This is a genomic window from Arsenicicoccus sp. UBA7492 (genome assembly GCF_002479615.1).
Lineage (GTDB): Bacteria > Actinomycetota > Actinomycetes > Actinomycetales > Dermatophilaceae > Arsenicicoccus > Arsenicicoccus bolidensis.
The window spans coordinates 15,497-41,871 of the sequence record NZ_DLOE01000062.1; the positions used below are offsets into that span (position 1 = coordinate 15,497).

General features: G+C 72.0%; 28 protein-coding genes and 1 pseudogene. 17 read left to right on the forward strand and 12 right to left on the reverse strand.

The features are described 5' to 3' along the window. The first annotated feature begins 23 nt into the window (after positions 1-23). Both B4E97_RS18305 and B4E97_RS18310 read left to right on the forward strand, forming a co-directional pair. The gene (locus B4E97_RS18305) at positions 24-3,164 is read left to right on the forward strand and encodes an alpha/beta fold hydrolase (protein WP_286961120.1); all 3,141 of its coding nucleotides are present in this window, start codon (positions 24-26) and stop codon (positions 3,162-3,164) included. Continuing rightward, entirely contained in the window at positions 3,161-4,078 is a 918-nt protein-coding gene (locus B4E97_RS18310; protein ID WP_286961123.1) for an ABC transporter permease, read from the forward strand. The genes B4E97_RS18305 and B4E97_RS18310 overlap by 4 nt, the downstream gene beginning before the upstream one ends. A 22-nt stretch (positions 4,079-4,100) precedes the next feature. Here B4E97_RS18310 and B4E97_RS18315 read toward each other — a convergent pair whose 3' ends face one another. The 6 genes from B4E97_RS18315 to B4E97_RS18340 form a co-directional block, all read right to left on the reverse strand. Next, positions 4,101-4,646 carry a hypothetical protein gene (locus B4E97_RS18315; RefSeq protein ID WP_286957710.1) on the reverse strand — a complete coding sequence of 182 codons (546 nt, stop codon included), beginning with the start codon at positions 4,644-4,646 and terminating at the stop codon, positions 4,101-4,103. Between the two features lie 77 nt (positions 4,647-4,723). Continuing rightward, positions 4,724-5,161 (reverse strand): hypothetical protein, encoded by a 438-nt coding sequence (locus B4E97_RS18320; RefSeq protein ID WP_286961125.1) that lies wholly within the window; start codon positions 5,159-5,161, stop codon positions 4,724-4,726. Further along, positions 5,158-5,979 carry an MFS transporter gene (locus B4E97_RS18325; RefSeq protein WP_286961127.1) on the reverse strand — a complete coding sequence of 274 codons (822 nt, stop codon included), beginning with the start codon at positions 5,977-5,979 and terminating at the stop codon, positions 5,158-5,160. The genes B4E97_RS18320 and B4E97_RS18325 overlap by 4 nt, the downstream gene beginning before the upstream one ends. Beyond that, positions 5,955-6,581 (reverse strand): MFS transporter, encoded by a 627-nt coding sequence (locus tag B4E97_RS18330; RefSeq protein ID WP_286961128.1) that lies wholly within the window; start codon positions 6,579-6,581, stop codon positions 5,955-5,957. The genes B4E97_RS18325 and B4E97_RS18330 overlap by 25 nt, the downstream gene beginning before the upstream one ends. Before the next feature lie 120 nt (positions 6,582-6,701). Beyond that, on the reverse strand, positions 6,702-7,040 hold the full coding sequence (locus B4E97_RS18335; RefSeq protein ID WP_019286243.1) for an ArsR/SmtB family transcription factor: 339 nt from the start codon (positions 7,038-7,040) through the stop codon (positions 6,702-6,704). Continuing rightward, a complete protein-coding gene (locus tag B4E97_RS18340; protein ID WP_239265415.1) occupies positions 7,037-7,489 on the reverse strand; it encodes an SRPBCC domain-containing protein in 453 nt (150 codons plus the stop codon). The genes B4E97_RS18335 and B4E97_RS18340 overlap by 4 nt, the downstream gene beginning before the upstream one ends. Positions 7,490-7,718: 229 nt before the next feature. On the opposite strand from B4E97_RS18340, the gene B4E97_RS18345 reads away from it, so the two are divergent. Further along, entirely contained in the window at positions 7,719-8,300 is a 582-nt protein-coding gene (locus B4E97_RS18345) for an endonuclease (RefSeq protein WP_286961130.1), read from the forward strand. 235 nt (positions 8,301-8,535) lie between these two features. Here B4E97_RS18345 and B4E97_RS18350 read toward each other — a convergent pair whose 3' ends face one another. From B4E97_RS18350 to B4E97_RS18360, 3 genes are all read right to left on the reverse strand, one after another. After that, a complete protein-coding gene (locus B4E97_RS18350; RefSeq protein WP_349681197.1) occupies positions 8,536-9,885 on the reverse strand; it encodes an amidohydrolase in 1,350 nt (449 codons plus the stop codon). 3 nt (positions 9,886-9,888) lie between these two features. Beyond that, the gene (locus B4E97_RS18355; protein ID WP_286961132.1) at positions 9,889-10,116 is read right to left on the reverse strand and encodes a hypothetical protein; all 228 of its coding nucleotides are present in this window, start codon (positions 10,114-10,116) and stop codon (positions 9,889-9,891) included. A 234-nt stretch (positions 10,117-10,350) separates the two neighbouring features. Further along, positions 10,351-11,307, reverse strand: a complete 957-nt coding sequence (locus B4E97_RS18360) for a TetR/AcrR family transcriptional regulator (protein ID WP_286961133.1) — start codon at positions 11,305-11,307, stop codon at positions 10,351-10,353. A 157-nt stretch (positions 11,308-11,464) separates the two neighbouring features. Between B4E97_RS18360 and B4E97_RS19215 the strand changes: the two are divergent. From B4E97_RS19215 to B4E97_RS18400, 8 genes and pseudogenes are all read left to right on the forward strand, one after another. Next, positions 11,465-11,773 (forward strand): annotated as a pseudogene (locus B4E97_RS19215) (amidohydrolase); the annotation flags it as partial. Between the two features lie 163 nt (positions 11,774-11,936). Beyond that, on the forward strand, positions 11,937-12,272 hold the full coding sequence (locus B4E97_RS18370) for a M20/M25/M40 family metallo-hydrolase (RefSeq protein ID WP_286961137.1): 336 nt from the start codon (positions 11,937-11,939) through the stop codon (positions 12,270-12,272). A 30-nt stretch (positions 12,273-12,302) separates the two neighbouring features. After that, entirely contained in the window at positions 12,303-13,640 is a 1,338-nt protein-coding gene (locus tag B4E97_RS18375) for an MFS transporter (RefSeq protein WP_286961140.1), read from the forward strand. 68 nt (positions 13,641-13,708) lie between these two features. Further along, positions 13,709-14,911 (forward strand): ornithine--oxo-acid transaminase, encoded by a 1,203-nt coding sequence (rocD, locus tag B4E97_RS18380; RefSeq protein WP_286961142.1) that lies wholly within the window; start codon positions 13,709-13,711, stop codon positions 14,909-14,911. Between the two features lie 854 nt (positions 14,912-15,765). Next, complete coding sequence (locus B4E97_RS18385) at positions 15,766-15,996, forward strand: hypothetical protein (RefSeq protein ID WP_286957751.1); 231 nt, start codon at positions 15,766-15,768, stop codon at positions 15,994-15,996. Between the two features lie 26 nt (positions 15,997-16,022). Then, complete coding sequence (locus tag B4E97_RS18390) at positions 16,023-16,205, forward strand: hypothetical protein (protein ID WP_019286253.1); 183 nt, start codon at positions 16,023-16,025, stop codon at positions 16,203-16,205. A 77-nt stretch (positions 16,206-16,282) separates the two neighbouring features. Then, the gene (locus B4E97_RS18395) at positions 16,283-16,966 is read left to right on the forward strand and encodes an MBL fold metallo-hydrolase (protein WP_286961144.1); all 684 of its coding nucleotides are present in this window, start codon (positions 16,283-16,285) and stop codon (positions 16,964-16,966) included. Between the two features lie 27 nt (positions 16,967-16,993). Beyond that, on the forward strand, positions 16,994-17,485 hold the full coding sequence (locus B4E97_RS18400) for a beta-class carbonic anhydrase (protein ID WP_286961145.1): 492 nt from the start codon (positions 16,994-16,996) through the stop codon (positions 17,483-17,485). Positions 17,486-17,582: 97 nt separating this feature from the next. On the opposite strand, the gene B4E97_RS18405 is transcribed toward B4E97_RS18400, so the two are convergent. Together B4E97_RS18405 and B4E97_RS18410 are read right to left on the reverse strand one after the other, a co-directional pair. Beyond that, a complete protein-coding gene (locus B4E97_RS18405) occupies positions 17,583-17,834 on the reverse strand; it encodes a hypothetical protein (protein ID WP_029210290.1) in 252 nt (83 codons plus the stop codon). Between the two features lie 89 nt (positions 17,835-17,923). Next, positions 17,924-18,076 (reverse strand): hypothetical protein, encoded by a 153-nt coding sequence (locus B4E97_RS18410; RefSeq protein WP_019286257.1) that lies wholly within the window; start codon positions 18,074-18,076, stop codon positions 17,924-17,926. Positions 18,077-18,217: 141 nt separating this feature from the next. Between B4E97_RS18410 and B4E97_RS18415 the strand changes: the two genes are divergently transcribed. From B4E97_RS18415 to B4E97_RS18435, 5 genes are all read left to right on the forward strand, one after another. Further along, positions 18,218-19,156 carry an NAD-dependent epimerase/dehydratase family protein gene (locus B4E97_RS18415; protein ID WP_286961147.1) on the forward strand — a complete coding sequence of 313 codons (939 nt, stop codon included), beginning with the start codon at positions 18,218-18,220 and terminating at the stop codon, positions 19,154-19,156. Between the two features lie 138 nt (positions 19,157-19,294). Then, positions 19,295-20,134 carry an AraC family transcriptional regulator gene (locus B4E97_RS18420; RefSeq protein WP_286961148.1) on the forward strand — a complete coding sequence of 280 codons (840 nt, stop codon included), beginning with the start codon at positions 19,295-19,297 and terminating at the stop codon, positions 20,132-20,134. Between the two features lie 69 nt (positions 20,135-20,203). Continuing rightward, positions 20,204-20,785 (forward strand): dihydrofolate reductase family protein, encoded by a 582-nt coding sequence (locus B4E97_RS18425; RefSeq protein ID WP_286961149.1) that lies wholly within the window; start codon positions 20,204-20,206, stop codon positions 20,783-20,785. A 205-nt stretch (positions 20,786-20,990) separates the two neighbouring features. Next, positions 20,991-22,202: an LCP family protein gene (locus B4E97_RS18430; RefSeq protein WP_286961151.1), complete on the forward strand. Its 1,212-nt coding sequence runs from the start codon at positions 20,991-20,993 to the stop codon at positions 22,200-22,202. Between the two features lie 96 nt (positions 22,203-22,298). Next, complete coding sequence (locus B4E97_RS18435; RefSeq protein ID WP_286961154.1) at positions 22,299-23,720, forward strand: polysaccharide biosynthesis tyrosine autokinase; 1,422 nt, start codon at positions 22,299-22,301, stop codon at positions 23,718-23,720. On the opposite strand, the gene B4E97_RS18440 is transcribed toward B4E97_RS18435, so the two are convergent. After that, positions 23,717-24,322 (reverse strand): hypothetical protein, encoded by a 606-nt coding sequence (locus tag B4E97_RS18440; RefSeq protein WP_239264004.1) that lies wholly within the window; start codon positions 24,320-24,322, stop codon positions 23,717-23,719. The genes B4E97_RS18435 and B4E97_RS18440 overlap by 4 nt on opposite strands. Positions 24,323-24,503: 181 nt before the next feature. Between B4E97_RS18440 and B4E97_RS18445 the strand changes: the two genes are divergently transcribed. Beyond that, positions 24,504-26,360 (forward strand): polysaccharide biosynthesis protein, encoded by a 1,857-nt coding sequence (locus tag B4E97_RS18445; protein ID WP_286961157.1) that lies wholly within the window; start codon positions 24,504-24,506, stop codon positions 26,358-26,360. Positions 26,361-26,375 lie beyond the last annotated feature (15 nt).

The window sequence follows — 26,375 nt, forward strand, 5'->3', positions numbered from 1 at the left end:
GCTCCGCCTCTCGAAAGGTGACGATGAGACGCAGGCTGGCCGCGATGGCGGTGCTCACCACTGCCCTGGCGATGACCCCTGCGATCTCGGTGCCGGCCTCTGCGTCGGTGCCGGTGTCGGCGTCGCTGTCGGTGCCGGTGCAGCGCGTCTCCGCCGAGGTCCGTGAGGAGGCGCTGCACGTCCCCGTCAAGGCGGAGCCGGACGGATCCACGGTGACCCTCGACGCCGCGGTCGTCGCGCCGACCTCGACCGGACGACACCCGGCGGTGGTGCTCGCGCACGGTTTCGGTGGCAGCAAGGCCGACCTCATGGAGCGAGCCCGTGAGCTGGCCGGCCAGGGCTACGTCGCCCTCGCCTACACCGCACGGGGCTTCGGCGCCTCGGGCGGCCGCATCCACCTGGACGACCCCGACTACGAGATCGCCGACGCGTCACGGCTGCTCGACACCCTCGCGGGCCGGGCCGACGTGCAGCTCGACGCCGCCAAGGACCCCCGCGTGGGCGTGGCCGGCGGATCCTACGGCGGCGCGCTCGGCGTCATGCTCGCCGGCACCGACCGGCGCGTCGACGCCGTCGTCGCCGGCATCACCTGGAACGACCTGTCCGAGACCTTCGTCCCGGGCGGGGTGGGCTCGGCGCCAGGCGTGCTCAAGCGTCGCTGGGCCTCGATCTTCTTCTCGTCCGCGATCGGGCAGGCCCGGCCGACGGGCGCCACGAACGCCCCGCTCGGACCGGACGCCGCCTTGTGCGGTCGCTTCGACCCGACCATCTGCCGCCTGTTCCTGGACGCAGCCACGACAGGCCGGCCCTCGCCCGCTCTCGAGCAGGTCCTGCGTCGCCACGGCCCGGTCGCCGTGTCCGGCAAGGTCACCGCCCCGACGCTGCTGGTGCAGGGGATGCGCGACTCGTTCGTGGGGCTCGGCGAGGCGGACGAGACCGCGCAGCAGCTCGCCGCGAACGGCACCCCCGTCGCGGTCCGCTGGTTCGACGGGGGCCACGACGGCGGCGCCGAGCCGAGCGACGCCACGACCCTGCTGCCGTGGTTCCAGCGCTACCTCACCGACCAGGGACGCCAGCAGGCCGGAGCAGACCCTCGGGCCGGTATGCCGCTCCCCGCCTTCAGCGCTCCCCTGGCCGCCCAGGGCGGCGAGCGCGAGGTCACGCTCACGAGGCCGCCGCGCCTCGACCAGGCTCCGGCCGACGCGACCCGCGTGACGCTGGCGCCGGCCACCGGACAGGCCCCGGGCAACGGGACCGGGTCGAACAGCTCCCCCGCGCGCCCGGTGCGCCTGCTCTCACCACCCGGAGGCGACCCCGCCGCCATGAGCAACCTCGGCGCTCTCGGCGGGGCGCTCGGGGCCGGCACGTCCGGCGGCAGCGCCTCAGGGGGCGCCGAGAGCGATGGCGGCTCAGGGGGCTCGGACGGCAACGCGAGCTCGGGCAGCGGTGGGACGACTGGCGGTTCGGGCAGCAGCGGCGGCTCAGGCAGCGGCGGCTCGAACGGGTCCGGTGGATCCGGGGGTTCCGGCGGCTCGAGCGGTAACGGTGGGCTGGATCTCGCTGCGGCCGCGGGGTATTCGATCGCCGCCCTGCCGGGACAGCACGCGGCCTTCGACACCGTCCCGCTCGAGGACCGGGTCGATGTCGTCGGCGCGCCGCGCGTCCGCCTGCGCGTGACCTCCACCGCGCGGGACGCAACGCTGTTCGTCTCGCTGTGGCGCGTCACCCCGTCCGGTCCCGTGTCGCCCCGGAGCCAGGTCGTCCCCGTCCGCATCACCACGACGCCCGGCACCCCGGTCGACGTCGACGTCCCGCTGCCGGCCGGGACCTATGCGATGGCTCAGGGCTCGCGGTGGCGGGTGCTCGTGTCCGCCACCGACGCCGGGTTCGCGGTGCCCACGGACGCCCGCGCCTACGCGGTGAGCCTCGCCGACAGCAGCCTCGTCCTGCCCTCGGTCCCGGCCCAGGCCGTCACCGATCCGCAGGCCGGCGGGGACGGCATACGGTCGGTGGACCGCGAGGTCGTCTGGGCCGCAGCCGGACTCGCCGCTCTCCTGCTCGCCATCTCGGCCCTGGCCGGCATCGCCGTCTGGCGCCGCCGACGTGGGGACCGCCGGGACACGCGGGCCGAGGACGCCGAGGTGCCGCTGGTCGTGGAGCACCTGGTCAAGACCTACAAGGACGGGCACCGGGCCGTCGACGACGTGTCCTGGCGGGCCGAGGCCGGTCAGGTCGTCGGGCTGCTCGGGCCCAACGGCGCGGGCAAGACGACCACGATGCGCATGCTCGTCGGTCTCATCCGGGCTGACTCGGGGGCGGTGCACGTGCTCGGGCAGCCCGTGCACGCGGGCTCCCCCGTGCTGGGCCGGGTCGGGGCGCTCATCGAGGGGCCCGGGTTCCTGCCGCACCTGACGGGTCGGCAGAACCTCGACGCCTACTGGCGGGCGACCGGCCGTGACCCCGCCGACGCCCACGTCGACGAGGCGCTGGAGGTCGCCGCGCTCGGGGGTGCGGTGGACCGACCCGTCCGCACCTACAGCCAGGGCATGCGCCAGCGGCTCGGCATCGCGCAGGCCATGCTCGGCCGCCCCGAGGTGCTGCTCCTCGACGAGCCGACCAACGGCCTGGACCCGCCCCAGATCGCCGCGATGCGGCCGATCCTGCGGGACTACGCGAGCACGGGTCGCACCGTCGTCGTGTCGAGCCACCTGCTCTCGGAGGTCGAGCAGACCTGCACGCACGTCGTCGTCATGAACCGCGGCCGCGTCATCACCTCCGGCTCGGTCGCCGACCTGACCAGCGGGGACGGCACGACCGTGGTCACCCTCGGCCCGGACTGCGACCCCGCCGCGGTGGAGCACGCCCTGCGCACCGGGCCGCTCGGCCCGTCGCTGCACGAGCTGAGCCTCGACCGCCACGCGCGCACGCTCACCCTCGTCAGCGACGCGAGCCGGGGGGCCATCGTCTCTGCCGTCGTCCAGGCGGGCGGCGACGTCGACTCCGTCGTGCCGCGGCGCCGGCTCGAGGAGGTCTTCCTCGGCGTGATCGGTGGCGACGGTCCCGCCACCGGCGGCGGCGACGACGGTCCCGACCGCGCCGACGATCTCGATGATCCTGACGGAAGGACTCGGATGGACAGCCTGCGCCAGGTGCGTGCCCGATGACCCCCAGCACCGCGCGCACGCCGCGCACCGATCGCACCGACGGCACCGACGGCACCGACGGCACCGAGCGCGGGGGCGAGCAGCGGAGGTCCGACGGCGCCCGTCGCGCCAAGCCGCTGCGGTGGCGCGTCGAGCTGGGCCGGCAGATCGGGCGGCGCCGCACTGCGTGGGGGTTCGGCCTGCTGCTGGCGCTCCCGCTCATCCTGGTCGGCGCCTTCTCCCTCGGCGACGACGGCTCGGGCGGCGGCCGATTCGTCGACCTGGCGCGTGAGGGCGGCGCCAACTTCGCGGTCTTCTGCCTGTTCGCGTCCAGCGACTTCCTGCTCGTCATCCTCGCGGCGCTGTTCGCCGGGGACGCCGTGCCGTCCGAGGCGTCCTGGTCCTCCCTGCGCTACCTGCTCGTCGCGCCGGTCAGTCGTGCGCGGCTGCTGACCAGCAAGCTCGTCGTCGCCCTGGGGTCGACCGTCCTGGCGGCGTTCCTGCTGCCCGTGTGGGCGCTGCTGGTCGGCGGGGTCGCCTACGGGTGGACGTCCTACTCGAGCCCCGTCGGCACGAGCCTGGAGTGGGCGGAGTTCCTGCCACGCCTCGCGCTGGCTGCCGCCGTCGTGGCGATCAACCTGGTCCAGGTCATCGGCATCGCCCTGCTCATCGGCACCCTCAACGACGCACCGCTCGGCGCCGTCGGCGGCGCGGTGCTCGTGACGATCGTCGCGTCGATCCTGGACACCATCGAGCAGCTCGGCGACCTGCGCCACGCCCTGCCGATGCACTACTCCCGCGCCTGGGTCCGCGCCCTGTCCCCCGACATCGGCTGGACCGACATCCAGCTCAGCGCGTTGTGGTCGCTGATCTACGGCGTGGTCACGATCGCGCTGTCCTACTGGTGGTTCCGGCGCAAGGACATCCTCAGCTGAGCGCCGTATGCCGCAGCCGGCGTCATGGCAGGACGCGGCGCCATACCTGCTGATCCCCGTCCTCGTCCTCCCAGGTGACCACGAGGGTGGGCGTCCCGGCCTGCCAGTCCCCGACCGCGACGACGGTCGCGCTCTCGCCCTGGCCGAGCACGTCCAGGGGCTCCGGCGCCTCGAAGGTCGACGTCGCCTCGCCGCGCAGGCGCACGTGGCGGGCGGTGTCACCGAGGTTGGTGAGCGTCGCCCGACCCCCGGGGTCGCGGTCCAGCGTCCAGCGGGCGCCTCGAGGTCGCGGTGCTCCCCCGAGGATCGCCCGGCGCCTGGGCCCTGGCTGCGCGGCCCCGACCCCGAGGCGGTCCTGATGGTTCAGGTAGGTCTCGAAGAGGCGCGACAGCCGCTCCTGCGCGAGGGCGGATCGCTCGGCGGAGTCGGCCGACCGCTCGGCGCGCTCCTCCGCTCGGGCGGCGGCGAGGGACGCCGCCTTGGCCGAGCGGCGGCTCAGCAGCCACCCGAGCAGCGACCCGAGGAGGGCCAGGCTGCCGAAGAGGTCACCCCACGTGAACTCGCCCATCCCTCAACTGTAGTCACGACCCCCTCGCCCGCCACCGGGCCCGAGGACCTGGCGAGGACCTGCCCGTCGACGACGCCTCACAGGGCCCAGGTCCCGAACCGTCCGTAGGCCACGAAGGCCGCCGCGGCGATCGCGACCACGACGCTGACGCCCCGGCGGTGATCGCCGCCGAGGTCGCGGACGTCGGTGGACCACAGGAGCAGCGCGATGACGCCGCAGGCGGACAGGGGCACGAGCAGGGTGGCGGTGCGGAGCAGGCCGGGGACCATCAGGCCGACGGCGGCGACCAGCTGGAGGGCACCGACGTTGCGGTAGGCACCGTGGGAGAGAGACCGAGCGCCCAGGCTGCCCGAGGCAGCACCCGCGGCACCGCCCGAGGCAGCACCCGCAGCACCGCCCGACGCACGGGCCAGCGCTGCGTAGGCGACGGGCGAGCTGCCGAGCCGCCGGTGACCGTCGACGACCAGACCGGTCGCGAGGAACGAGGTGATGATCCACAGGCTGATGTTGTTCATGACTGTCCTTCGGTCGAGACGTGCACGTAGGGGTCGGCGGGCCGGGCCGGGGCAGACGGGCCGTTCGTGGTGAGCGTGCGGGGTCGCAGCCCGTGCCAGACCAGGCCGGCGCCGACCACGACGACGGCGGCGTCGATGACGAGCGCCAGCCGCAGGGCCGACTGCGAGGTCGCCTGGGTGGCGGCGAGGGAGCCGAGGATCGGGATGCCCACCGTGATCGCCACCTGCTGGGTCATGGAGGTGAGGCCGGTGGCCAGACCCTGCTGGTCGTCGGGAAGCCCGGAGGTGCCGGCGACGGTGTAGGCGACGATCGCCGTCACGTGCCCGAAGAAGCCCACGAGGAGCGCGGGGACGATGACGAGGAGGGCCGTGCGGTCGGTTCCGACGAAGGCCAGGGGCAGGGTGGCGACCCCCTGCACGACCATCCCGGTGACGGGGACGCGACGGGTGCCGAACGCGCCGAGCAAGCGGCCGGCGAGGATGCCGGCGCTCACCGCGGCCAGGCCCGGTATGCCGAAGACCAGGCCCGTGATGACCGGGGACAGCCCGATCGACTGCTGGACGTAGATCGTCATGAGGAAGATCGCGGCCGTCTCCATGGAGAAGATGACCAGACCGGCGCCGTTGCCCCACCGCACGGTGGGCCGGCGCAGGATCCGCAGCGGCACGAGCGGGGCGGTGGCGCGCAGCTCGACGACGACGAACGCCGCGAGCAGCAGGATGCCGGCCAGGCCCCAGCGCCAGTCCTGCTCGATGATCGCGTAGACGCCGGCGAGCAGCCCGCCGGTGACGGTCAGCGCTCCGGGCACGTCCAGCACGGGCGGTGCGGCACCCGCGACGGGGCCACGAGACCGGGCGTGGGGACGAGGATGGCGAGTGCCACGGGCAGGTTGATGAGGAACGCCGCGCGCCAGCTGATCAGGCTCACCAGCGCACCCCCGACCAGGGCGCCGACGGTGAAGCCGCCGGAGAGGATGGCGCCGTTGAAGCCGAGCACGCGGTCGCGGGCCGCGCCCTCGTCGAACTCGGTGGTGAGCAGCGACAACGCTGCGGGGGTGGACATGGCGGCGGCGCGCCCCTGGAGCACGCGGGCCGTGAGCAGGACCTCCGGGGTGGTCGCGAGGCCACCGAGGGCGGAGGCGCAGATCAGCAGGACCATGCCGCCGAGGAACACCCGGCGTCGGCCGAGCAGGTCTGCGAGCCGGCCGAAGAGCAGGGTGAAGCCGGCGGCCGGAAGTGCGTAGGCGGCGGCGATCCAGGGCAGGTCGGCGTTGCTCAGACCGACGCCGGCGCCGATCTCGGGCAGGGCCACGTTGAGGATGGAGAAGTCGAGCGCGAGCAGGAATCCCGCGCCCAGCAGGACGAGCAGGACGAGCGACTGGCGGCGGGTGAAGGCATGAGGGCGTGCTGGGGCAGACATGGGGCGTCCTAGGGCAGGAGTGGGTGGCCCACGCGAGTGGTGGACGGGTCCGGCCCGAGGGTCGGCGAAGGCGCCGGACGACCCATGAGGGATCGCCGGGTGCGGAAGGGTGCAGAGGGCCTAGCGGGCCTCGGCCTGCTCCTTGAGCCTGGCCAGGCGCGTGTCCCAGTCGGAGGCGAGGGCCGCGAGCCGGCTGGCGGTGGCGTCGAGCGTCTCGGGGCGCACGGAGTAGCGCACCTCTCGGCCGACGCGCCGACCGGTCACCAGGCCGGCCTGGTCGAGGACGGTGAGGTGCTTGACCACGGCCTGGCGGGTCACGGAGACCTGCGCGGCGAGGGTGGTCGCGGTGGCTTCGCCGAGCGAGCCCACCAGGTCGAGCAGTCGGCGGCGGGTGGGGTCGGCCAGCGCGACGAGCACGCTGTCCGCCCCACCGTCGTCGAGCGGTGCCTGCTCGGTCACGCGGCGGCCTTCTCGACGCGCGAACGGAAGCCGTCCAGGACCTCGATCCAGCCGTCGGCATTCTGCTGCTGGGCCTGGTCGATCTGCTCGGTGGCGCCGGCGAGCGAGCCGAAGCCGCTCTCGACGACGCGCAGCCGGGTCCCGTCCCCCTCGGGGGTCAGCGTGAACTCCACGAGGGTGCTGTTGTCGTCGCGGAGCTCCACGCCCGGGAAGGCGCTGGCCCAGCGATAGGCGAGGTAGGACGTGGGGTCGACCTTCTCGACGCGCACGGGGAACTCGCCGTACGCGCTGTTCTTGGCGAGGACGGAACGTCCCTCCTCGGCGACCTCGTCGGTCAGCGAGCCCTCGTCGGCGACCCACCAGCCGGGCTGGGCGACCATGGCCCAGACACGGTCCTGCGGTGCGGCGATGAGGGTCTCGCGCTCGATGCGGTCAGTGGTGATGGTCATCACTCTTTCGTGTCGGTGAATGATGTGCAACTCCAGCATTGCACTTGCCTCATCGATGCGCAACCCCCAAGTTGCGTATGGCGCAACCGCCCGCACCTCGGCCCTGCATGGACGAAACCCGCCCGGGGTAGGCGACCCGCATGACCAAGGGCAGAAGCACGCAGGCGAAGACCGCACGTCGGCTGCTCGAGCGGCACGGGACCACCTTGCCTCGGACGCGGGAATCTCCTTGCAGGACAAGCCCGCTCCCCTGTGGCAGCTGCTTGTTCTGAGCCTCCTGCTGTCGACGCGCATCCGCTCCGACATCGCGGTCGCCACGGCGCGCGAGCTGTTCGCCGAGGGGTGGCGGACCGCGGAGCACCTGCGCGAGAGCACCTGGCAGCACCGCGTGAACGTCCTCGGACGCGGGGGCTATCGCCGGTATGACGAGAGCACCGCCACCCGGCTCGACGACGCCGCCGCGCTGCTGCTCGACCGGTGGGGTGGTGACCTGCGCCGGCTGCGCGACGAGGCCGACGGCGACCCGCGCCGCATCGCGAAGTCCCTGCAGACCTTCGACGGGATCGGCCCGGCGGGCGCATCCATCTTCCTGCGCGAGGTGCAGGCGGTGTGGCCCCAGGTGCGCCCCTCCCTCGACAGGCTGGCCCTCGAGGGCGCCCGCGCGGCGGGGCTGCCCGACGACCCCGAGCAGCTCTCGAGCCTGGTCGACGGCGACGACCTCGCCCACCTCGCCGCCGCCCTGGTCCGCGTCGCCCGCGACCCCGCCCTCCTCGACCACCACAACGACGACGGCAACGACAACGACGCCTGACCCCCACGCCGACCGGTCAGTTCCCGACACCCCACCCCCGCCGACCGGTCAGTTCCCGACGCACGAGGCCGTCGGGAACTGACCAGTCGGTGGAGCCTGGATGACAGCCGGGTCGTCACACTTGCCCCATAGGACACGAACGGGGCCATGGGACACCAGGCGTCGTATGTGGCAAGCCAAGCCATTGGTCATGCCCCCATGCCGGCTGCCCACGCCGACTGCTCATGCGGCGGCGTCAGCGGGCGTCGTGGACCACGCGGCCCGCGACCACGGTGGCCGCGACGCGCATGTCCCGCAGCCGTGCGGCCGCCTGGACGCCACCACCACCGGACACCAGCGGGTCGGCGTCGAGCAGCACGACGTCCCCGCGCGACCCGACGCCGATCGTGCCCTGCCCGTCGGTGCTCGCGCCCAACGCTTCGGCCGGGGTGATGGCCTGCTCGGGGTGCCAGGCGGAGCGTTCGTCGGCGCTGCGGTGGACCGCCGCCGCCATCGCCAGCCAGGGGTCCAGCGGCGAGACCGGCGCGTCCGACCCCATCCGCAGCACCACCCCCGCGTCGATGAACGACCGCAGCACGAAGCACCGCTCGGACCGGTCGCCCCAGCACACGTCGGTGACGTCGCGGTCGTCGAGCAGGTGGGCCGGCTGCACGCTGGCGCGCACCCCGAGGCGCGCCATACGAGGCACGTCCGACCAGGTCACGAGCTGGGCGTGCTCGATGGCGCCGTGCGCCCCCGTCGCCTCGAAGGCCGCGAGCGCCTGCTCCACGGCCGCGTCGCCGATGGCGTGCAGCGCGATCTCGAGCCCGGCGCCGTGGGCGGTCGACAGCAGCGAGGTGAGCCGGTCGAGCGGGAAGTTGACCTTGCCGCGCGGGAACTCGAGCGACCCGGCGTCGACGTACGGCTCGCAGCAGTAGGCCGTGCGTGTGTTGAGCGAGCCGTCCGAGATGATCTTGAGCGGGCCCATCGTGATCAGGCTGGCCGCGAGGTCCTGCCCCGTTTGCAGCCCCGCCTCGACGACCGCGTCCAGCAGCTCGGGATAGACGGCGGGCCGCACCCGCAGCGTGTCCAGCCCGGCCGCGATCCGCTCCGGCCAGCGCGCATAGCCTGCGCCGAACTCGAAGTCCACGATCCCCACGACGCCGCGGGCGTTCGCGTCGGCGACGAGGTCGGCGACCGCCCCCTCGACGTCGTCATCCCCGGTCAGCTCCGACAACCTCCCGAACACCGGGAACCAGTCGTCCTCGTCCAGCGCGTGCCGGGTCGCGGGGGCGCCGAGTCGTTGCAGCGCAAGGGAGTTCAGCCAGCCGTTGTGCCCGTCACCGCTGACGACGACGACGGGGTGGTCGCCGCTGACGGCGTCGAGCTCGGCGACGGTGGCGGGCCGGGACCAGGTCGCGCTGCGGTGCCCCCACGCCGACACCACGGAGGTGCGGTCGGCGTCGGGCCGCTCGTCCAGCGACCGCACGTGCTCGGCCACGCGGGCCGTGACCTCCTCGGGCCCGGCCGTCCCCGACACGTCGAGCCGGCGGGCCATCAGCCCGGCCTGCGCCGAGTGGACGTGCTGGTCCCACAGCCCGGGGATCGCCTAGCGGCCCTCACCCTCGAGCACCGGGGACCCGTCGTCCGCGAGCCCCGGCCCGACCTGCGTGACGACGCCGTCGACGACACGCACGTCGACGGGTTCGGACCCCGCGTGCGCGGCAACGGTCTGGCCTGAGTCGAGCTCGCCTGCGGCAGAGGCCGTATGACGCCCGCCCAGCTCGGGCGGGGTCACCGGGACGAGGCGTACGTTGCGGACGAGCAGGGACGACACGAGGTCCACCTCCAGGGCGCGGCGTTGCGGCGGGACGATCCGCCTCTGCAATCTAACGTTCCGTGGAGCGGTCGCCCCAGTCGTGGGAGCGGCCCTGCCCGATCCAGAGTGGTCGCACATCCGACATCAAGGTCACCCTGACGTCGGACGTGTGACCACTCTGTGCCGGCCGTCAGACGGGGAGTCGCTCGCCCGGCGGCCGCGGGTGCACGACTGGCGGGGGTGCGACCTGCGTCACCTCAGGTGGCCGCGGTCCCCCTGGTCGAGGATGAGGTCGGCCGCGTGGTTGATGACCTCCAGTCGCGTGCGCCGGGGGTGGTCCGCGGCGAGGAAGTGGCTGCCGATGGCGACGCAGTAGGCCAGCAGCGCGCGCGCCTCGACCTCGTCGGGGTCGTCGCAGAACGTCGAGATGGCGTCGCGCGACAGCTGGATGCGCCGGTTGTCGACCCGACGCAGGCGCTCGGCGACCTCCGGGTCCCGGCGCGCCCAGGTGCGGATGGCCAGGTCGACGGGCAGCAGCCGGTCGTTGGAGAAGGTCAGCCGGCCCGCGGTCCGCACCTGGTCGAGCAGGTCGCCACCCTCGGCCTGCACGCGATCGATCACCTCGTCGACCGCCTCGCGCTCCCACGTGTCCAGCATCTCGGTCAGCAGCGCCTGCCGGTCCTGGAAGTAGCCGTAGAAGCCGCCCTTGGTGACCCCGAGCCGCTTGGCCAGGACCTCCACGCGCACCGCGTCCACGCCTCCGTCGGCCAGGACGCGCAGCCCTTCGTCGATCCACTTCTCTCGCGGGGTTCGCAGGGCACCCATCTCGTATGACGCTCCTCGGTCAGCTGTGCGTGCGGGCACGTCGGGCCGGACCCGCCATGTGCGGCATCGTATAACCTCGGCGGGCGCGATGGCCGTGCGGCGCGCCCTGCCGACGGCGGGCACGACGAGGCGGTCGGTGCGGCGGCCCTGCTCGTCGAGGACCCAGCCCATGCGCTTGACGGAGCGCAGCAGGAGCAGCGACTCGACGTGCTCGAGCCACGGCAGCCGCCGCCCCAGCGTCTCCTCGAACGCCGCGACCCCCGCCACCGAGCGCCCGAACACCGAGAACACCAGGTTGACCTCCCCCATCACGCCGAGCATGAGCCGCAGCTGGGTGAGCGTCGACAGCAGCGTGACGGTGCGGGCGAGGTCGGACGGCGGCACGCGCACGAACACGCGGAGGTCACCGGCCAGTCGGCGGCGTCGTGCGCCAGGTCGCAGCGGAAGGCCAGGGCTCCCGACGCGACGAGGCGGTCGAGGTGCCGGCGCCGCCCGCCTGCTCGCCGACCGCCGCCACGAGCTGCGCGGCGACGTGGTCCTCATGTTCCAGCCCGGCGAGGAGATGCGCGACGGCGCCGCCCTCATGATCGCCGAGGGCGTCCTGGACGCCGCCGGTCGTCGCGCCGACGCGGCCTACGCGATCCACGCCTTCGCGGCGACCGTGCCCGGCGGCCACGTCGTGAGCCGGCGCGGCGCCATGCTGGCCGCCGCCGACGGCTTCGAGGTCGTCGTGGAGGGGCGAGGCGGTCACGGCTCCGCGCCGCAGCACGCGCTCGACCCCGTGCCCGTGGCCTGCGAGATCGTCATGGCCCTGCAGACGATGACCACGCGCCGCTTCGACGTCTTCGACCCCGTCGTCGTGACCGTCGGCAGCCTCCGGGCCGGCGACGCCCCAACGTCATCCCCGAGGACGCCCGCCTGGTCGCCAGCGTCCGCTCCTGGTCCACCGAGCCCGCGCCCGCTTCCGCGAGCTCGCCGGGCAGCTCGCCCGGGGCATCGCGCAGGCCCACGGCATGACCGCCCACGTGTCCTACCTCGACGGCTACCCGGTCACCCACACGTCCGCCGACGAGACCGACTTCGCCGGCACCGTCGTCGCGGACGTGCTCGGCGAGGACACGTTCTCCCTTCTCCCACAACCGTTCTCGGCCTCCGAGGACTTCTCCCGGGCCCTGCAGTCCGTCCCGGGCACCTTCCTGGGACTCGGCGCCACCCCTGCCGGCCTGAACCCCGCGAGCGCGCCGTTCAACCACAGCGCCCACGCCGCGTACGACGACGACGTCCTGCCGCTGGGCGCCGCCATACACACCGAGCTGGCCATCCGCCGGCTGGCCACGCTCCCCTCCTGAGCCTCTCCACCTCACCCATCGAGGAATCCCATGTCCGCCACCTCCCTGCCCCTCGGCGCCTCCCCCTCGCGCCGCCCCGCGAGCGCAGCGCCCGCCAAGCCGACCTCGACCCGCCGCACCCTCGTCGGCACGGGCATCGGCAATGCGATCGAGTGGTTCGACTGGAGCATCTACTCCAGCTTCGCGCCGTTCTTCGCCGCCAGCTTCTTCGTGTCGACCGACCCGATCTCGGCGTTCCTGTCGACCCTCGCGGTGTTCGCCGTCGGCTTCGTCGCGCGCCCCCTCGGCGGGCTCCTGTTCGGCCGGGTCTCGGACCGGCTGGGCCGCAAGCGCGCCCTCGCGATGACGATGGCCCTCGGCGCGTTCGCCAGCCTGATCATCGCGATCGCCCCGTCCTACGCGATGGTCGGCGTCTTCGCCTCGGTGCTGCTGTTCGTCGCCCGCGTCCTGCAGGGCCTGGCGCACGGTGGCGAGCAGCCGGCCGCGCAGGCCTACCTCGCGGAGGCCGCCCCGCCGGAGCGTCGCGGCCTGTGGTCGACCCTGATCTACTTCTCCGGCACCATCGGCGCGAACTTCGGGCTGGTCCTGGCCGCCGTCCTGTCCGCCACGCTCGGCCGCGCCGACATGACCGCGTGGGGCTGGCGCATCGCCTTCGTCATCGGCGCCCTCGGCGGGCTGTTCGCGCTCTACATGCGCTCGCGGATGAGCGAGACCGAGGAGTTCACGCGCACCGAGCCCACCATCGCGCAGGACCGCCCCAGCCTGGCCCACGAGATGTGGGTGCACCGCCGCTCGGCGTTCCAGGTGATCGGTATGACGGTCGGCCCGACCGTCTCGTACTACCTCTGGGTCGTGGCCGCTGCGGGCTACTCGATCGCGGTCCTCAAGGCCGACCCCACGCAGACGCTGATCGCGAGCGTGGCCGCCAACACGCTGTTCCTCCTGTGGCTGCCGCTGTGGGGCATCCTGTCCGACCGGATCGGCCGCAAGCCCGTCATGATCATCGGCATCGTCGGCCTGATCGCCCTGTGCGTCCCCCTGTCGGCGATGATCGACGGCACCCCGATCAAGCTGTTCCTCGCGATGACGATCGCCCAGGTCTTCGTCGCCGCGCCGTGCGCGATCTCGCCGGCGATCATGTGCGAGATCTTCCCCACCCGCATCCGCACGATCGGCGTCGCGCTCCCGCTGTCGGTGGCCATTGCTATCTTCGGTGGGACGAGCCTCTACCTGCAGACCTACCTCACCCGGGCCTACGGTCCCCAGGCCTTCTCCTACTACGTCATCGCGCTGCTGCTCGTGAGCGCAGCCACCGTCCTCACGCTCCCCGAGACCCGCGGACGCGTGCTCACCGACGAGACGGCCTGATCCGGCCGTCCCCGCCCCAGGTCGGGCCGGCGCGCCAGCGCCTCCGGCATACAGCAAGGAGCCCCAGCATGAGCACCACCAACCAGCAGATCCGTCTCGTCGAGACCTATGCCGCGCACAACTATCACCCGCTCGAGATCGTCCTCACCGAGGGCGAGGGCGCGTGGGTGACCGACGTGGACGGCCGGCGCTACCTGGACGCGCTGGCGGGCTACTCCGCGCTCAACTTCGGCCACCGCCACCCGCGGCTCGTGGCCCGGGCGCACCAGCAGCTGGACCAGCTCACCCTGACCAGCCGGGCGTTCCACAGCGACCAGCTCGGGCCGTTCGCCCGCGACCTCGCCACGCTCACCGGCAAGGACATGATCCTGCCGATGAACACCGGAGCCGAGGCCGTCGAGACCGCCGTCAAGGTGGCCCGGCGCTGGGGCTACGACGTCAAGGGCATCCCGGCCGACCAGGCCAACATCGTCACCATGGAGGGCAACTTCCACGGCCGCACGACCACGGTGGTGTCCTTCTCCACCGACGACATCGCGCGGCGGAGCTATGGCCCCTACACCCCCGGCTTCCGGGTGGTGCCGTATGGCGACCTCGAGGCCCTGGACCAGGCGATCGACGAGCACACGGCCGCGGTCCTGCTCGAGCCGATCCAGGGCGAGGGCGGGGTGCTGATCCCGCCGGCCGGGTTCCTGCCGGGCGTGCGTGACCTGTGCACCCGCCACGAGGTGCTGATGATCGCGGACGAGGTGCAGTCCGGCCTCGCCCGCACCGGGCGGACGTTCGCGTGCGACCACGAGGACGTCGTGCCCGACATCTACGTCATGGGCAAGGCGCTCGGCGGCGGCCTGCTGCCCGTGTCGGCGATCGCGGCGGACCACTACGTGATGGACGTGATCACGCCCGGCTCGCACGGCTCGACCTTCGGCGGCAACCCGCTGGCCGCGGCCGTGGGGCACGAGGTCGTGCAGATGCTCCTCACCGACGAGTGGAACGACCGCGCCCGCGTCCTCGGCGACTACATGACCCCACGGCTCAAGGCCCTGCGCGAGCACGGCGTCCTCGAGGTGCGGGTGCGCGGCGCGTGGGCCGGCCTCGACGTCGACCCCCACCTGATGACGGGCTACGAGCTCTGCCACCGCATGGCCGGTCACGGCGTCCTCGCCAAGGACGCCCACGACTCGACGATCCGCCTCGCTCCCCCGCTGGTCGCGACGACGGACGACATCGACGTGATGGTCGACGCGATCGAGAAGTCCCTCCGCGCCTGACCCACGCCGCGCGGCCGGCGCCGCCGGTCGCCGGTCGCTGGTCGCTCACGCGGACGCCGGTCGAGAGGGCACAGATCGCTCTCCTGACCGGCGTTTCGCTGCCACTCTTGCCCTCTCACCCCGCGCACCTGCTCCCCGGCGTGTCCGCGCGCACCTCGAGGGGACGCAGCTGTCGCGTAGCACGGCGTGTCGCGGACGTTTGCGTCCCCTCGCCGCCCACCTCGGCGGCCGCGCGTGCGCTTCGTGCTGGCCCGACGCACCTTTGACGCGGCCCAGCGCTGCCAACCCTCGCCCCGGAGGCCACGCTCACGTGGCGTTGCGGGAACTCACCGTCCGGAGCCGCAGGGAAACCTGTCGCGCTCGCTGATCGTCAGGAGCCAGGACGCCGCCCGTCAACCCTCCTGACGCCGTCACGGCCGCACGCTCCAGGCGGTGACCTCATTGCTCGGCCGCACTTGCCCCATAGGACAACTGGCCTGTCACGAGACAGCACGTGTCGTATGTGGCAAGTCCCGCCCTCTAGACCTGCCGCACCCCGGCCGCCCCCCGGCCGCAACTCCAGCACCCGCTCACGCACCCTTGCCACCCGTCAGCGGGCGCCTCCCCTGCCCGTCACGCCGAGTGCTTCATCGAGAATCCTTGGCGCGCAAGGCATCCCACGCTTGGACGGCCCCCGCGACGACCACCAACACCCTCACGCGTCGCTCATGGGCCCACCCCTGCCACGCCCCTGCAGGACCGGCTCATGACGGACGACCGCGAGCGTCGGGCCCGGGCCAGACGTCAACCAGGATTGACGACATACGGACGTCAACGTAGATTGACGCCAGGTCGCCGCGAGGAACGGACACGAGATGGGTGAGCAGCCGATGAGTGCACTGGTGAGCCAGGCCGGCGACGACGACCCGCTGCGTGCGCTGGCCGCCGTCGCCGAGCTGCACCGCGAGATCAACCGCACCGAGGCGGTGGTCGTGCGCCGAGCGAGGACCAAGGGTGCGTCCTGGGCGCAGATCGCCGGCGTGCTGGGCGTGAGCAGGCAGGCGGTGCACAAGAAGTACGGCGGGACGCGGTTCGGCAAGGGCTGACGCGCCCGTCGACGCATACTGCGGAGATGGGGAACGTCCCGCACAAGCTGATGACCTATCTCGGCTTCACGATGCCGCCGTCGGGCCCCGGCTACCGCTGGTCCGGCAGCTGGGCGGTTCGCTACCAGGTGTGCGATCGCTGCGGCGCTCGAGTCGGCGCCGCCGAGGAGTCCCAGCACGACGCCTGGCACGCCCAGCTCGGCCGCTGACGGGCGCTGACGGACGCTGACCGGGCGCGCAAGCGCTCCCCACTGCCGATCGGCCGGATGGCGCCTAGGCTCGATGGATGGCTACCTCCCTGCAGCCCGTGGCGGACGGGGTGCACCTCGCCTCTCTCGCCCCGCTCAGCATGTTCAACTCCGTGGTCCTCGACGGGCCCGACGGTGACATCGTCATCGACTCCGGCCCCGCGTGGTCGGGCAAGCGCCTGGCGCGGCTGCTGCGGGGCCGCGACGTCGGCCGCCACGTCGTCACGCACGCCCACGGCGACCACGTCGGCTCGAGCGCCTGGCTGTGCAGCCACACCGGCGCGCCGCTGGCGATGAGCGAGCTCGAGGCCGACGACTTCGAGCGCGGCAGCATCGCCTACCACGCCGGGCTCTCCGGGCGACTGATCGTGCCCCGTATGACGCGCCAACGGCACCGCGTCGACCAGCGCCTCACGGAGGGCGACCAGGTCGGCAGCTTCACGGTCCTGCCGCAGCCCGGCCACAGCCCCGGCCTGCTGGCCTTCTGGCGCGAGTCCGACCGCGTCCTCATCGTCGGGGACGGGCCGACCAACATCTCCAACGACCCCACCTCGCCCCGGTGGATGAAGCTGCCGGCCAGCTGGCACCACGACCCCGCCGGAGCGGTGGAGTCCCGCCGCCACCTCGCCGAGCTCGAGCCCGAGCTGATCGTCTCCACGCACGGCCGCCCGGTGCGGGGCGTCGACCGCTGGCTCGACGGCATCCGCAACCACGCGCACTGACCCACCGCCTCGAGGAACGGAACCCTCATGACCGTCACCGACCAGCTGCTCACCAACAACGAGACCTACGCGCAGGGCTTCGAGGGCCCGCTCCCCCTGCCGCCGTCCAAGCACGTGGCGGTGGTGGCGTGCATGGACGCCCGGCTCGACGTGTCCCGCGTCCTCGGCATCGGTGAGGGCGAGGCGCACGTCATACGCAACGCCGGAGGCGTCGTCACCGAGGACGTCCTGCGATCCCTGGCGATCAGCCAGCGCCTGCTGGGCACGCGCGAGATCGTCCTGGTGCACCACACGGACTGCGGGATGCTGACGTTCACCGACCAGGCCTTCCGCGACGACCTGGAGCAGGAGACGGGGACGCGGCCGGGCTGGGAGTCCGCAGCGTTCACCGACCTCGACGCCGACGTCCGCTCCTCGATCGCCCGGATCGTCGCCGATCCCTATGTGCCGCAAACGGACTCGATCCGCGGCTTCGTCTTCGACGTGGCGACCGGTCGCCTGCGCGAGGTCGACGCCTGATCGAGAGGCAGAGCCCGTATGCCGCCCGCCCCGCCCCTCGCCGCGAGAGGACGAGAAGTGCTCCTCCGAGCGGCGTGTCGCAGCTGTCTGCGTCCCCTCAGGAGTCCTTGGGGCGGTTGTGCCGCTCGCGGAACCGACGCTCGCTCTCCCCGTTGAAGTCGGGGTCGTCACGCAGGATCTGACGGAACAGCTGGACGAAGAGGTAGAGGGACCACAGCCCCAGGGCGACCTTCAGCACCAGCCCGAGCGTCTCGAGGTCACCGCCTCGTGGGAACGCCAAGGTCACGACGACGAAGAGCGTGCCGACACCTATGGGGCCTGCCACCGGGGGCCAGGAGGGCTTGTCCATGGGGCCAGGCTAAGCCGCCCCGCCCAGGGCCGGTGTCGCGCGAGAACCCCCGGCCCGCGGCGGGTCGGGGGCTCTCGCAGGCAGCGGGGTCAGATGGACGGGTCGTCCGTCGCCTCGCGGTCGGAGTGAGGGACGTTGCTCTCGTCCACGTAGGCCTCGTGCTCGCCGCCCTCCTGGGGCCGCGCGCCCTCGTTGTCCCCCTCCTTGGGGATCTCGAACGCTGCATCGGTGGGAACGCTCATGGTCAGTCCTTTCGCCTGCGGGATCGGAGACTTCAGTCTGCTACGGAATGACGGCGCGCAGGGGCTGCGTTGTCGCCCACGTCTCCGAGACCGCCGCAGCAGCGGTGCGTCCCGACCCGCACGACAGACATCACGACAGACATGGGGTTCCTGATGCAGACCGTCCTCGGCGCGAACGGCCAGATCGCCGTGGAGCTGACCCGCGAGCTCTACCGCAGCCACACGCACGACATACGGCTGGTCAGTCGTCACCCGCAGAAGGTGCACGACACCGACGAGCTGGTGGCCGCCGACCTGACGGACGCCGAGGCCACGTCGCGCGCCGTCGCGGGGAGCGAGATCGCTTATCTGACCGTGGGTTTGCCGCTGGACTCGCAGCTGTGGGAGGAGCAGTTCCCCACGATGATGCGCAACGTCATCGACGCGTGCGTCGAGCACGTCACCACGCTCGTCTACTTCGACAACACCTACATGTATCCGGGCAGCACGGCCCCGCAGACCGAGTCGACCCCGTTCGCGCCGAACGGCCGCAAGGGGCGGGTGCGCGCCGAGATGACCTCGCTGCTGCTGCGGGAGATGGGGGCGGGCCGGATCGACGCCGTCATCTGCCGGGCGCCGGAGTTCTACGGCCCGGGCCTGACCAGAAGTTACACCAACACGCTGGTGCTCGACCGGATCAAGGCGGGCAAGCGGCCACTCGTGCCGGTCAACGCGGACGCCGTGCGGTCGCTGATCTGGACGCCTGACGCCAGCCGCGCGATGGCGCTCATCGGCAACACCCCCGATGCCTACGGGCGGACCTGGCACCTGCCCGTCGACCCGCACCGCCTGACCTACCGCCAGCTCATCGCGGTCGCGTCGGAGGTGACCGGCCGGCGCATCCCGTTCACCGTCCTGCCCGTCGCGGCGTTCCGGCTCGGCAGCCTCGTCTCCCAGCCCCTCAAGGAGATGAGCGAGCTGCTGCCCCGCTACCGGGGGGACAACGTCTTCGACTCCTCGGAGTTCACCCGCCGCTTCCCCGACTTCGCCGTCACGACCTATCGCGACGGCATCGCCCAGGTCCTCGGCGAGAGCCGCTAGAGCCGGCCGGTCAACAGCCCGGCCGTCCGTCACCAGCTGGTTGCCGGGCATCGGATTGCCATTGCCACTCACCGGACTTCGGCCGTATGCCGACGCCGCCGCCAGCCGGTCGCCGCGGTGATCGGCGATGCTGGGCGCATGGAGTACGTCTCCAGAGTGCCGCGGCCGCCACTGGACGAGCTGATCGACGACCTCTACTACCTGGAGGGCGCGCCGCCATACGCCCGGTTGCGGCTGCCGCCGTCGCCGGCGGCGTTCCTCGTCGTCAACCTCAGCGACCCCTTCCGTATCCGCTCCGGCAGTGGCGCCGAGGCGGAGGAGTACTCCGACGGCTGCGTGGTGACGACGCCCACCCGCGCCATCGAGTTCGGCTACCCGGTCAGCACCCGGTCCGTGGGGGTGCACTTCAAGCCGTGGGGGGCGACCTCGTTCCTGCCGATGCCGGCCGGCGAGCTGTGCGACCGGCCGGTGACGATCGAGCAGGCGTGGGGTCGGTCGGCCAGCGACGAGCTGCGCGACCGGCTGGCGACGGCAGCCGGCCCGGCGGAGATGCTCGCCCTGCTCGAGGACGAGCTGATGGGACGGATGCGCGCGACGACCGGTCTCGGGCTGGTCCGCCACACCAGTCGGGTGATCGCGTCGACCCGCGGGGTGGTCGTGGTCGGGGACCTGAGCGTGGCAGCCGGCGTCAGCAGCACTCACCTGGCCCAGCGGTTCAAGGAGATCATCGGAGTCACGCCCAAGCGGCTCGCCCGCAGCTACCGCTTCGCCGCTACCCTGCTCTCGCTCGACCCCGCCGAACGGATCGACTGGGCCGACCTCGCGGCCGGGGCGGGCTTCTTCGACCAGGCCCACTTCGGCCACGAGTTCCGCGAGTTCACGGGACTCACACCCACGGAGGATGTCGGCGTCCGTCAGCGGTTCCTGCGCGAGCATCCCGGTCACGTGCTCGACAGCTGGTCGCTCCCGAACGATTGATTTCTTACAAGAGCCGCAGCTCCCCCGCCCCTAGCGTGAGTCCCCCCAACACATACAGAGGAGCACGCCATGGGCACGGTAGTCATGTATGCATCGGTCTCGGTCGACGGCTTCGTCGCGGACGAGAACGACCAGCCCGGGCCGTTGTTCGACTGGCTCGTCAGCGGGGACGTCCCCCTGGACGCGAGCGGTGCCCTGACGGTGTCGCAGGCGTCCCACGACTACACCCGGCCCTACTGGGACAGCATCGGGGTGACCGTCGTCGGCCGCCGAGTCTTCGACCTGACGGACGGTTGGGATGGGACACCTCCGAGCGGGATCGAGCACGTGGTGGTGGTCACCCACAGGCCGCCGCCCGACGGCTGGAACCCCACGGCACCGTTCCACTTCGTCGACGGGGTCGAGGCCGCCGTGGCCAGGGCGCAGGAGCTCGCGGGTGACCGCATCGTCGAGGTCGCCGCGGGCGACGTCGGTGGCCAGGCCCTGGTGGCGGGTCTCGTCGACGAGGTGCGCATGGACGTGGCGCCGGTCGTCCTCGGCTCCGGCAGGCGCTACTTCGGGTCCATCGACGCGCAGCACCTCCTGGAGGATCCTGACGTGGCGCTCGTCGGCAACCGGGTGCTGCACCTGCGCTATCGGGTGCGCCGCTGACCGGCAGACCCAGCCCTCGGGGTGCAGAGGTGGTTGCCTCAGCGTGCGAGCGCGAGCGTGCCGGACATCCCGATCATGAGCTCCACCGGTCGCCACCAGCTCCGCACGAGCGGAGGGGCCCCAACCGGTCACACAGAGCGACCACACAAAGTGCTTGACGGTTGCTTTGTGTTACATCAGTCCCCCAGGCAACTACTCTGGTCGTATGCCGGTCCCTCCCTCTCCCACCGAGCGCGACGTCGAGGCGCCCGACGCGGGCCCTGACGGTCACGCCCTGCCCCGACTTCGACGCCGGTGGCTCAAGCCTCTGGCGTGGACGCTCGCCGCCGTCCTCGTGCTGTGCGCCGCCGCGGTCGGCGGCTATGCCTGGCACCTGCGCCGGACCGTGTCCGACAACGTGCAGCGCGCGCCCCTGCTGCCCGACGCGCCGGCCGAGCACCGGATCGTCCCGCAGGACGACAAGGGCAACCTGGTCGACAGCAGCGGCAAGGTCGTGACGGACCAGCAGGGCAAGCCGGTCGACGCCGGGGCCGCGCACGTCGATGCGAAGGGCCAGATCGTCGACCAGCAGGGCAAGCCCATCCTGTCCGGCGGCAAGCCCATCCTCGGCACCGCCTCGGAGGAGGTCGCGCAGCCAAAGAAGGTGGCGACGTCGAAGAACTCGCTCAACTACCTCGTCCTGGGCAGCGACTCTCGCGGCTCCGACCAGGGCCGCTCCGACGTGATCGTGGTCGCCCACGTGTCCGACGACCGCAAGCGCGTCGACCTGATCCACTTCCCGCGGGACCTCTACGTCAGCATCCCGGGGCGGGGCAAGAACAAGATCAACGCGGCCTACGAGATGGGTGGCGCGCCGCTGCTGGTGCAGACGATCCAGCCGCTCGTCGGGGTGCCGATCGACCACGTCGCGACGATCGACTTCAACGGTTTCAGGTCGATGACCGACGCCATCGGCGGCGTTGACGTCCCGACCGAGTCCGGCGTCCGCCACTTCGACGGCACGCAGGGCCTGGCCTGGGTCCGCGAGCGCTACGGCCTCAACCAGGGAGACATCAGCCGGGGCAAGCGGCAGATGGCCTTCATCCGCGCGGTCCTCACCAAGGGCCTGTCCCGCGACGTCCTGCTGAACCCCCGGAAGTTCTCGAGCTACCTGGACGCCGGCACGCGCAACATGACGGTGGACAGCGGCTTCACGGTGGACGAGATGCAGAAGGTCGCGCTGAGCATGCGCAACGTGCGCGGCAGCGACATCCACACGACGACCGCGCCGTGGGTCGCGGCCGAGCCGGGCCCCAACAACATGTCGATCGTCGTCATGAGCCGCAGCCAGATGTCCAAGCTGGCCGAGCACCTTCGCACCGACTCGATGGCGACGTATGTCGACAACGTGTCGCCCAAGCAGGGTTTTGGCGGGTAGGTCCTACCTCGCCCCCGTTTTACCCGATAGCATCACGCTCAGTATTCAGATGTGCGCCGACTGTAAGGTCAGCGCCCGGGAGAAGAGAGACTCCTCGTGGACCTGCAGGACTACCTCCGCGTCGTGCGGAAGCGTTGGCGCATCATCGTCGCGGTCACCTGCCTCGCAGTGCTGGCCGCCGCCGCCCTGACGATCCTCACGCCCCGGACCTACCAGTCCACGGCCCAGCTCTTCATCTCGACGGCCAACAGCGAGACGACCGCCGAGCTGGCCCAAGGCAGCACCTTCACGCAGAAGCAGATGAAGACCTATGCCGACGTGATCACCTCGCCCAAGGTGCTCGACCCCATCCACGACGCGCTGGGCGTCGACCGCTCGGCCAGCCTGGCACGCTCCGTCACGGCCACCACGCCTCCCGACACCGTGCTCCTCAACGTCTCCGTCGTCGACCGCGACAAGGCCAAGGCCGCTCGGGTCGCCAACGCCGTGGCCGAGGAGTTCACCTCGACCATCCAGGAGCTGCAGTCGGTCAAGGCCGGCCAGGAGAGCCCGGTCAAGGCCACCGTCGTGCGGCCGGCCACCGAGGGCTCCGCACCCGTCGCGCCTCGTCCTGCCCGCAACCTGGCCATGGGCCTGCTCCTGGGTCTGCTGCTCGGCCTCGGTCTCGCGCTGCTCCGCGACCTGCTGGACACCTCCATCAAGGGCGAGCGGGACGTCAAGGAGGTCACCGACGAGACGATCATCGGGGGCATCCACTTCGACCCCGACGCCAAGACCCACCCGCTCATCGTGCAGGGCGACCCGCAGAGCACGCGCGCCGAGGCCTTTCGCACGCTGCGCACCAACCTCCAGTTCGTCGACGCGGCCAACCACCCCAAGGTGCTGGTGTTCACCTCGTCGCTGCCGGGCGAGGGCAAGTCCACCAGCACGGCCAACCTCGCGCTGACGATGGGCGCCAGCGGCGCGCGCGTCTGCGTCGTCGAGGGTGACCTGCGTCGTCCGCGGCTGCTGCAGTACATGGGCCTCGAGGGCGGCGTGGGGCTGACGACGGTGCTCATCGGCGACGCCGAGCTGGACGACGTGCTCCAGCCCTTCGGACAGAACGTCCACGTCCTCGGGGCCGGACCGATCCCGCCCAACCCGAGCGAGCTGCTCGGCTCGGACCCCATGCGCGCGGTGCTCGACGAGCTGCGCCAGCGGTTCGACTACGTGATCATCGACGCCCCTCCGGTGCTGCCCGTCACGGACGCGGCGGTCGTGTCCCGTCTGGCCGACGGCGCCGTCATGGTCGTGGGTGCCGGGGTCATCAAGAAGGAGGACCTCAGCCGGGCCCTCGACACCCTGGAGACGGTGGGGGCGCGCGTGCTGGGGCTCGTCATGAACCGCGTGCCGACCAAGGGCGCGGACGGCTACTCCTACTACGGCGAGCGCTACGCCTATCGCTCGTCCGAGCCGGCCATGCCCGTCGAGCGCACACCGTCGGGGTCCGGCGCCCACCGGGAGTCGACGACGGTCTAGCGGCTCCCCGCGCCGGCACCGGCTCCCGCACCGAGGACGCGCAGCACCTGTGGCAGCGCGTCCTCGACCTGTGTGGACATGGTGTCGAAGACGTCTCGACCCTGACGGAAGGGGTCGACGACGTCGGCCTCCCTCGGCTCCAGCGGCGGACGCAGGCCTCGCTTCGAGGCGATCAGCGAGACCACCTCGTCCAGCCACGCACGGGCCGACGTGCGGCCCGGCAGCTCGTCGTCGGCCACACCCTCCGCGAGCTGAGCGAGGTCGCGCAGGGCGTGGATGCGCGACAGCGCCCGCGGGTAGAGGCGGCTGACGGCTCCCCGGTGGTCGCGGGTGGCCACGATGACGAGCTGGGCGTCCGACACCAGCTCGCGGGTGATGGCTCGCGCGCGGAAGTCCTCGCCCGCGCCGCCTGCCACCCCGAGCCGGGACAGCGCGTCGGGCTCCATGGCGGCATCCACCAGGGCCCCCGTCCCGGCGCTGCTGACCTCCACGGCCCCCGGGCCCCAGGCCCGATCCAGCTCGTGCTGCAGCCGCCGCTCGATGTAGGGCGACCGGCAGACATTGCCGGTGCAGACGGTCAGGATCCGGGCAGGCTCGCTCATGAGGCAACCGTATGCCGGAGCGTCCGAAACATCGCGCTCTATGACGACATCTGGTTGATACGGCAAAGACAATTCGTGACCAAATCCCCCACAAGGCCGTAGGGACGCCATTCGTCGGTTACTCTGAGCATACGTCCAGCTACCCTGCGTGACTCAGCAGGGACCCCCACAGGAGTGGCCCATGCTCGCCCCCCGGCGACGAGATCGGTTCGTCCGAGTGACCTGGTGCCTCATCGACGCCTCGGTCTGGGTCGTCGCGATCTACGCCGCCACCTGGCTTCGTCATGCCTACGAGCTGGAGCCGACCTTCGTCCGCAACACCGCGATCGTCGCGGGAGCCGCGGCACTGGGCCACGTCGTCGTGTCCTTCGCCACCGGCCCCTATCGCAAGGGGCACGTGCGGGGGTCCTTCGAGGAGGTCCTGGAGGTGGCGGCCACCGTCGCCATCGTGTGCTCCGGCCTCATGGCCTGGGCCATGACGGCCCGGCCCATCGTGGTCCCGCGCACCGTCCCGATCATGGCCGCGCTCATCGCCTCGCTCGCCATGATGGCGACCCGCTTCGTCATCCGGGCGGCACGCCAGCGGCACTGGGCGACCCTGGAGGGCAAGGAGCGGATCCTCGTCTTCGGCGCCGGCAACGGCGGTCGGCTGCTGATCCGCAACCTGCGTCACGACCCGACCTCCCCCTACATCCCGGTCGCCCTGCTCGACGACGACCGCGGCAAGCGACGGAGGTCCTTCGACGGCGTGCGGGTGAGCGGCGGGCGCAAGGACATCGCCAAGGTCGCCGAGAGGTACGACGCGGACAAGATGGTCATCGCCATCCCGAGCGCAGGCACCGACACCATCCGCGAGCTGCGGCAGGCCGCCATGGAGGCAGGGGTCAAGGCCTTGGTCGTCCCCACCATGAGCGCCATGGTGGGCCGCACCCCCACGTCGCACGACATCCGCGACATCAACCTGGAGGACCTCCTGGGTCGACGTCCGATCACGCTGGACCAGTCCAGCATCGCCACCACCCTCGAGAACCGCGTGGTCCTCGTGACCGGCGCCGGGGGCAGCATCGGCAGCGAGCTGTGCCGACAGATCGCCAAGTTCCACCCGGCCAAGCTGGTCATGCTCGACCGCGACGAGTCCGCCCTGCAGTCGGTGCAGCTCGACCTCGACGGCCACGGCCTGCTCCAGAACGACAGCATCGTCCTCGCGGACATCCGGGACCAGGAGGCCATGCAGCGGGTCTTCGGGCAGCACCGTCCCCAGGTCGTCTTCCACGCGGCCGCGCTCAAGCACCTCCCCCTCTTGGAGCGCTATCCCCTCGAGGCGTGGAAGTCCAATGTCCTCGGCACGCTGAACGTCCTTCGCGCAGCCCAGGCCTCCGGTGTCCAGACCTTCGTCAACATCTCGACGGACAAGGCGGCCGACCCCGTCTGCGTGCTCGGCTACAGCAAGCGCATCGCCGAGCGGTTGACCGCTGATGTGGCACAGCAGTCCGAGGGCCGCTACATGAGCGTGAGATTCGGGAACGTCCTCGGCAGCCGCGGCTCGGTGATCCCGGCCTTCACGCGACAGATCACGCAGGGCGGTCCGGTCACCGTGACGCACCCCGACGTGCAGCGCTACTTCATGCTCATCCCCGAGGCCTGCCAGCTGGTCATGCAGGCTGCCACCATGGGGGATCACGGGGAGGTGATGGTGCTCGACATGGGGACCCCGGTGCGCATCAAGGAGATCGCCGAGACCCTGATCGGGATGTCGGGTCGCCAGGACGTCGAGATCGTCTACACCGGCCTACGCCCGGGGGAGAAGATGTCCGAGGACCTCTTCAACGCGGCGGACGAGTCCCGCGTCACGGCGCACCCCCTGGTCACCAGCGTGGACGTGCCGCGACTGGACGGCACCACGGTGGACGGTATGCCGCTCACCCACGAGCGGGCCGCCGGGTGGATGCGCGGCTGCGCCCGGGAGGGCCAGGGGCCGCTGCGGCACCTCCAGGACGTGACCGCCCAGGACGTGACCGACACCGTGTCGAGCGCCTAGGGCGTGTCTCTTAAA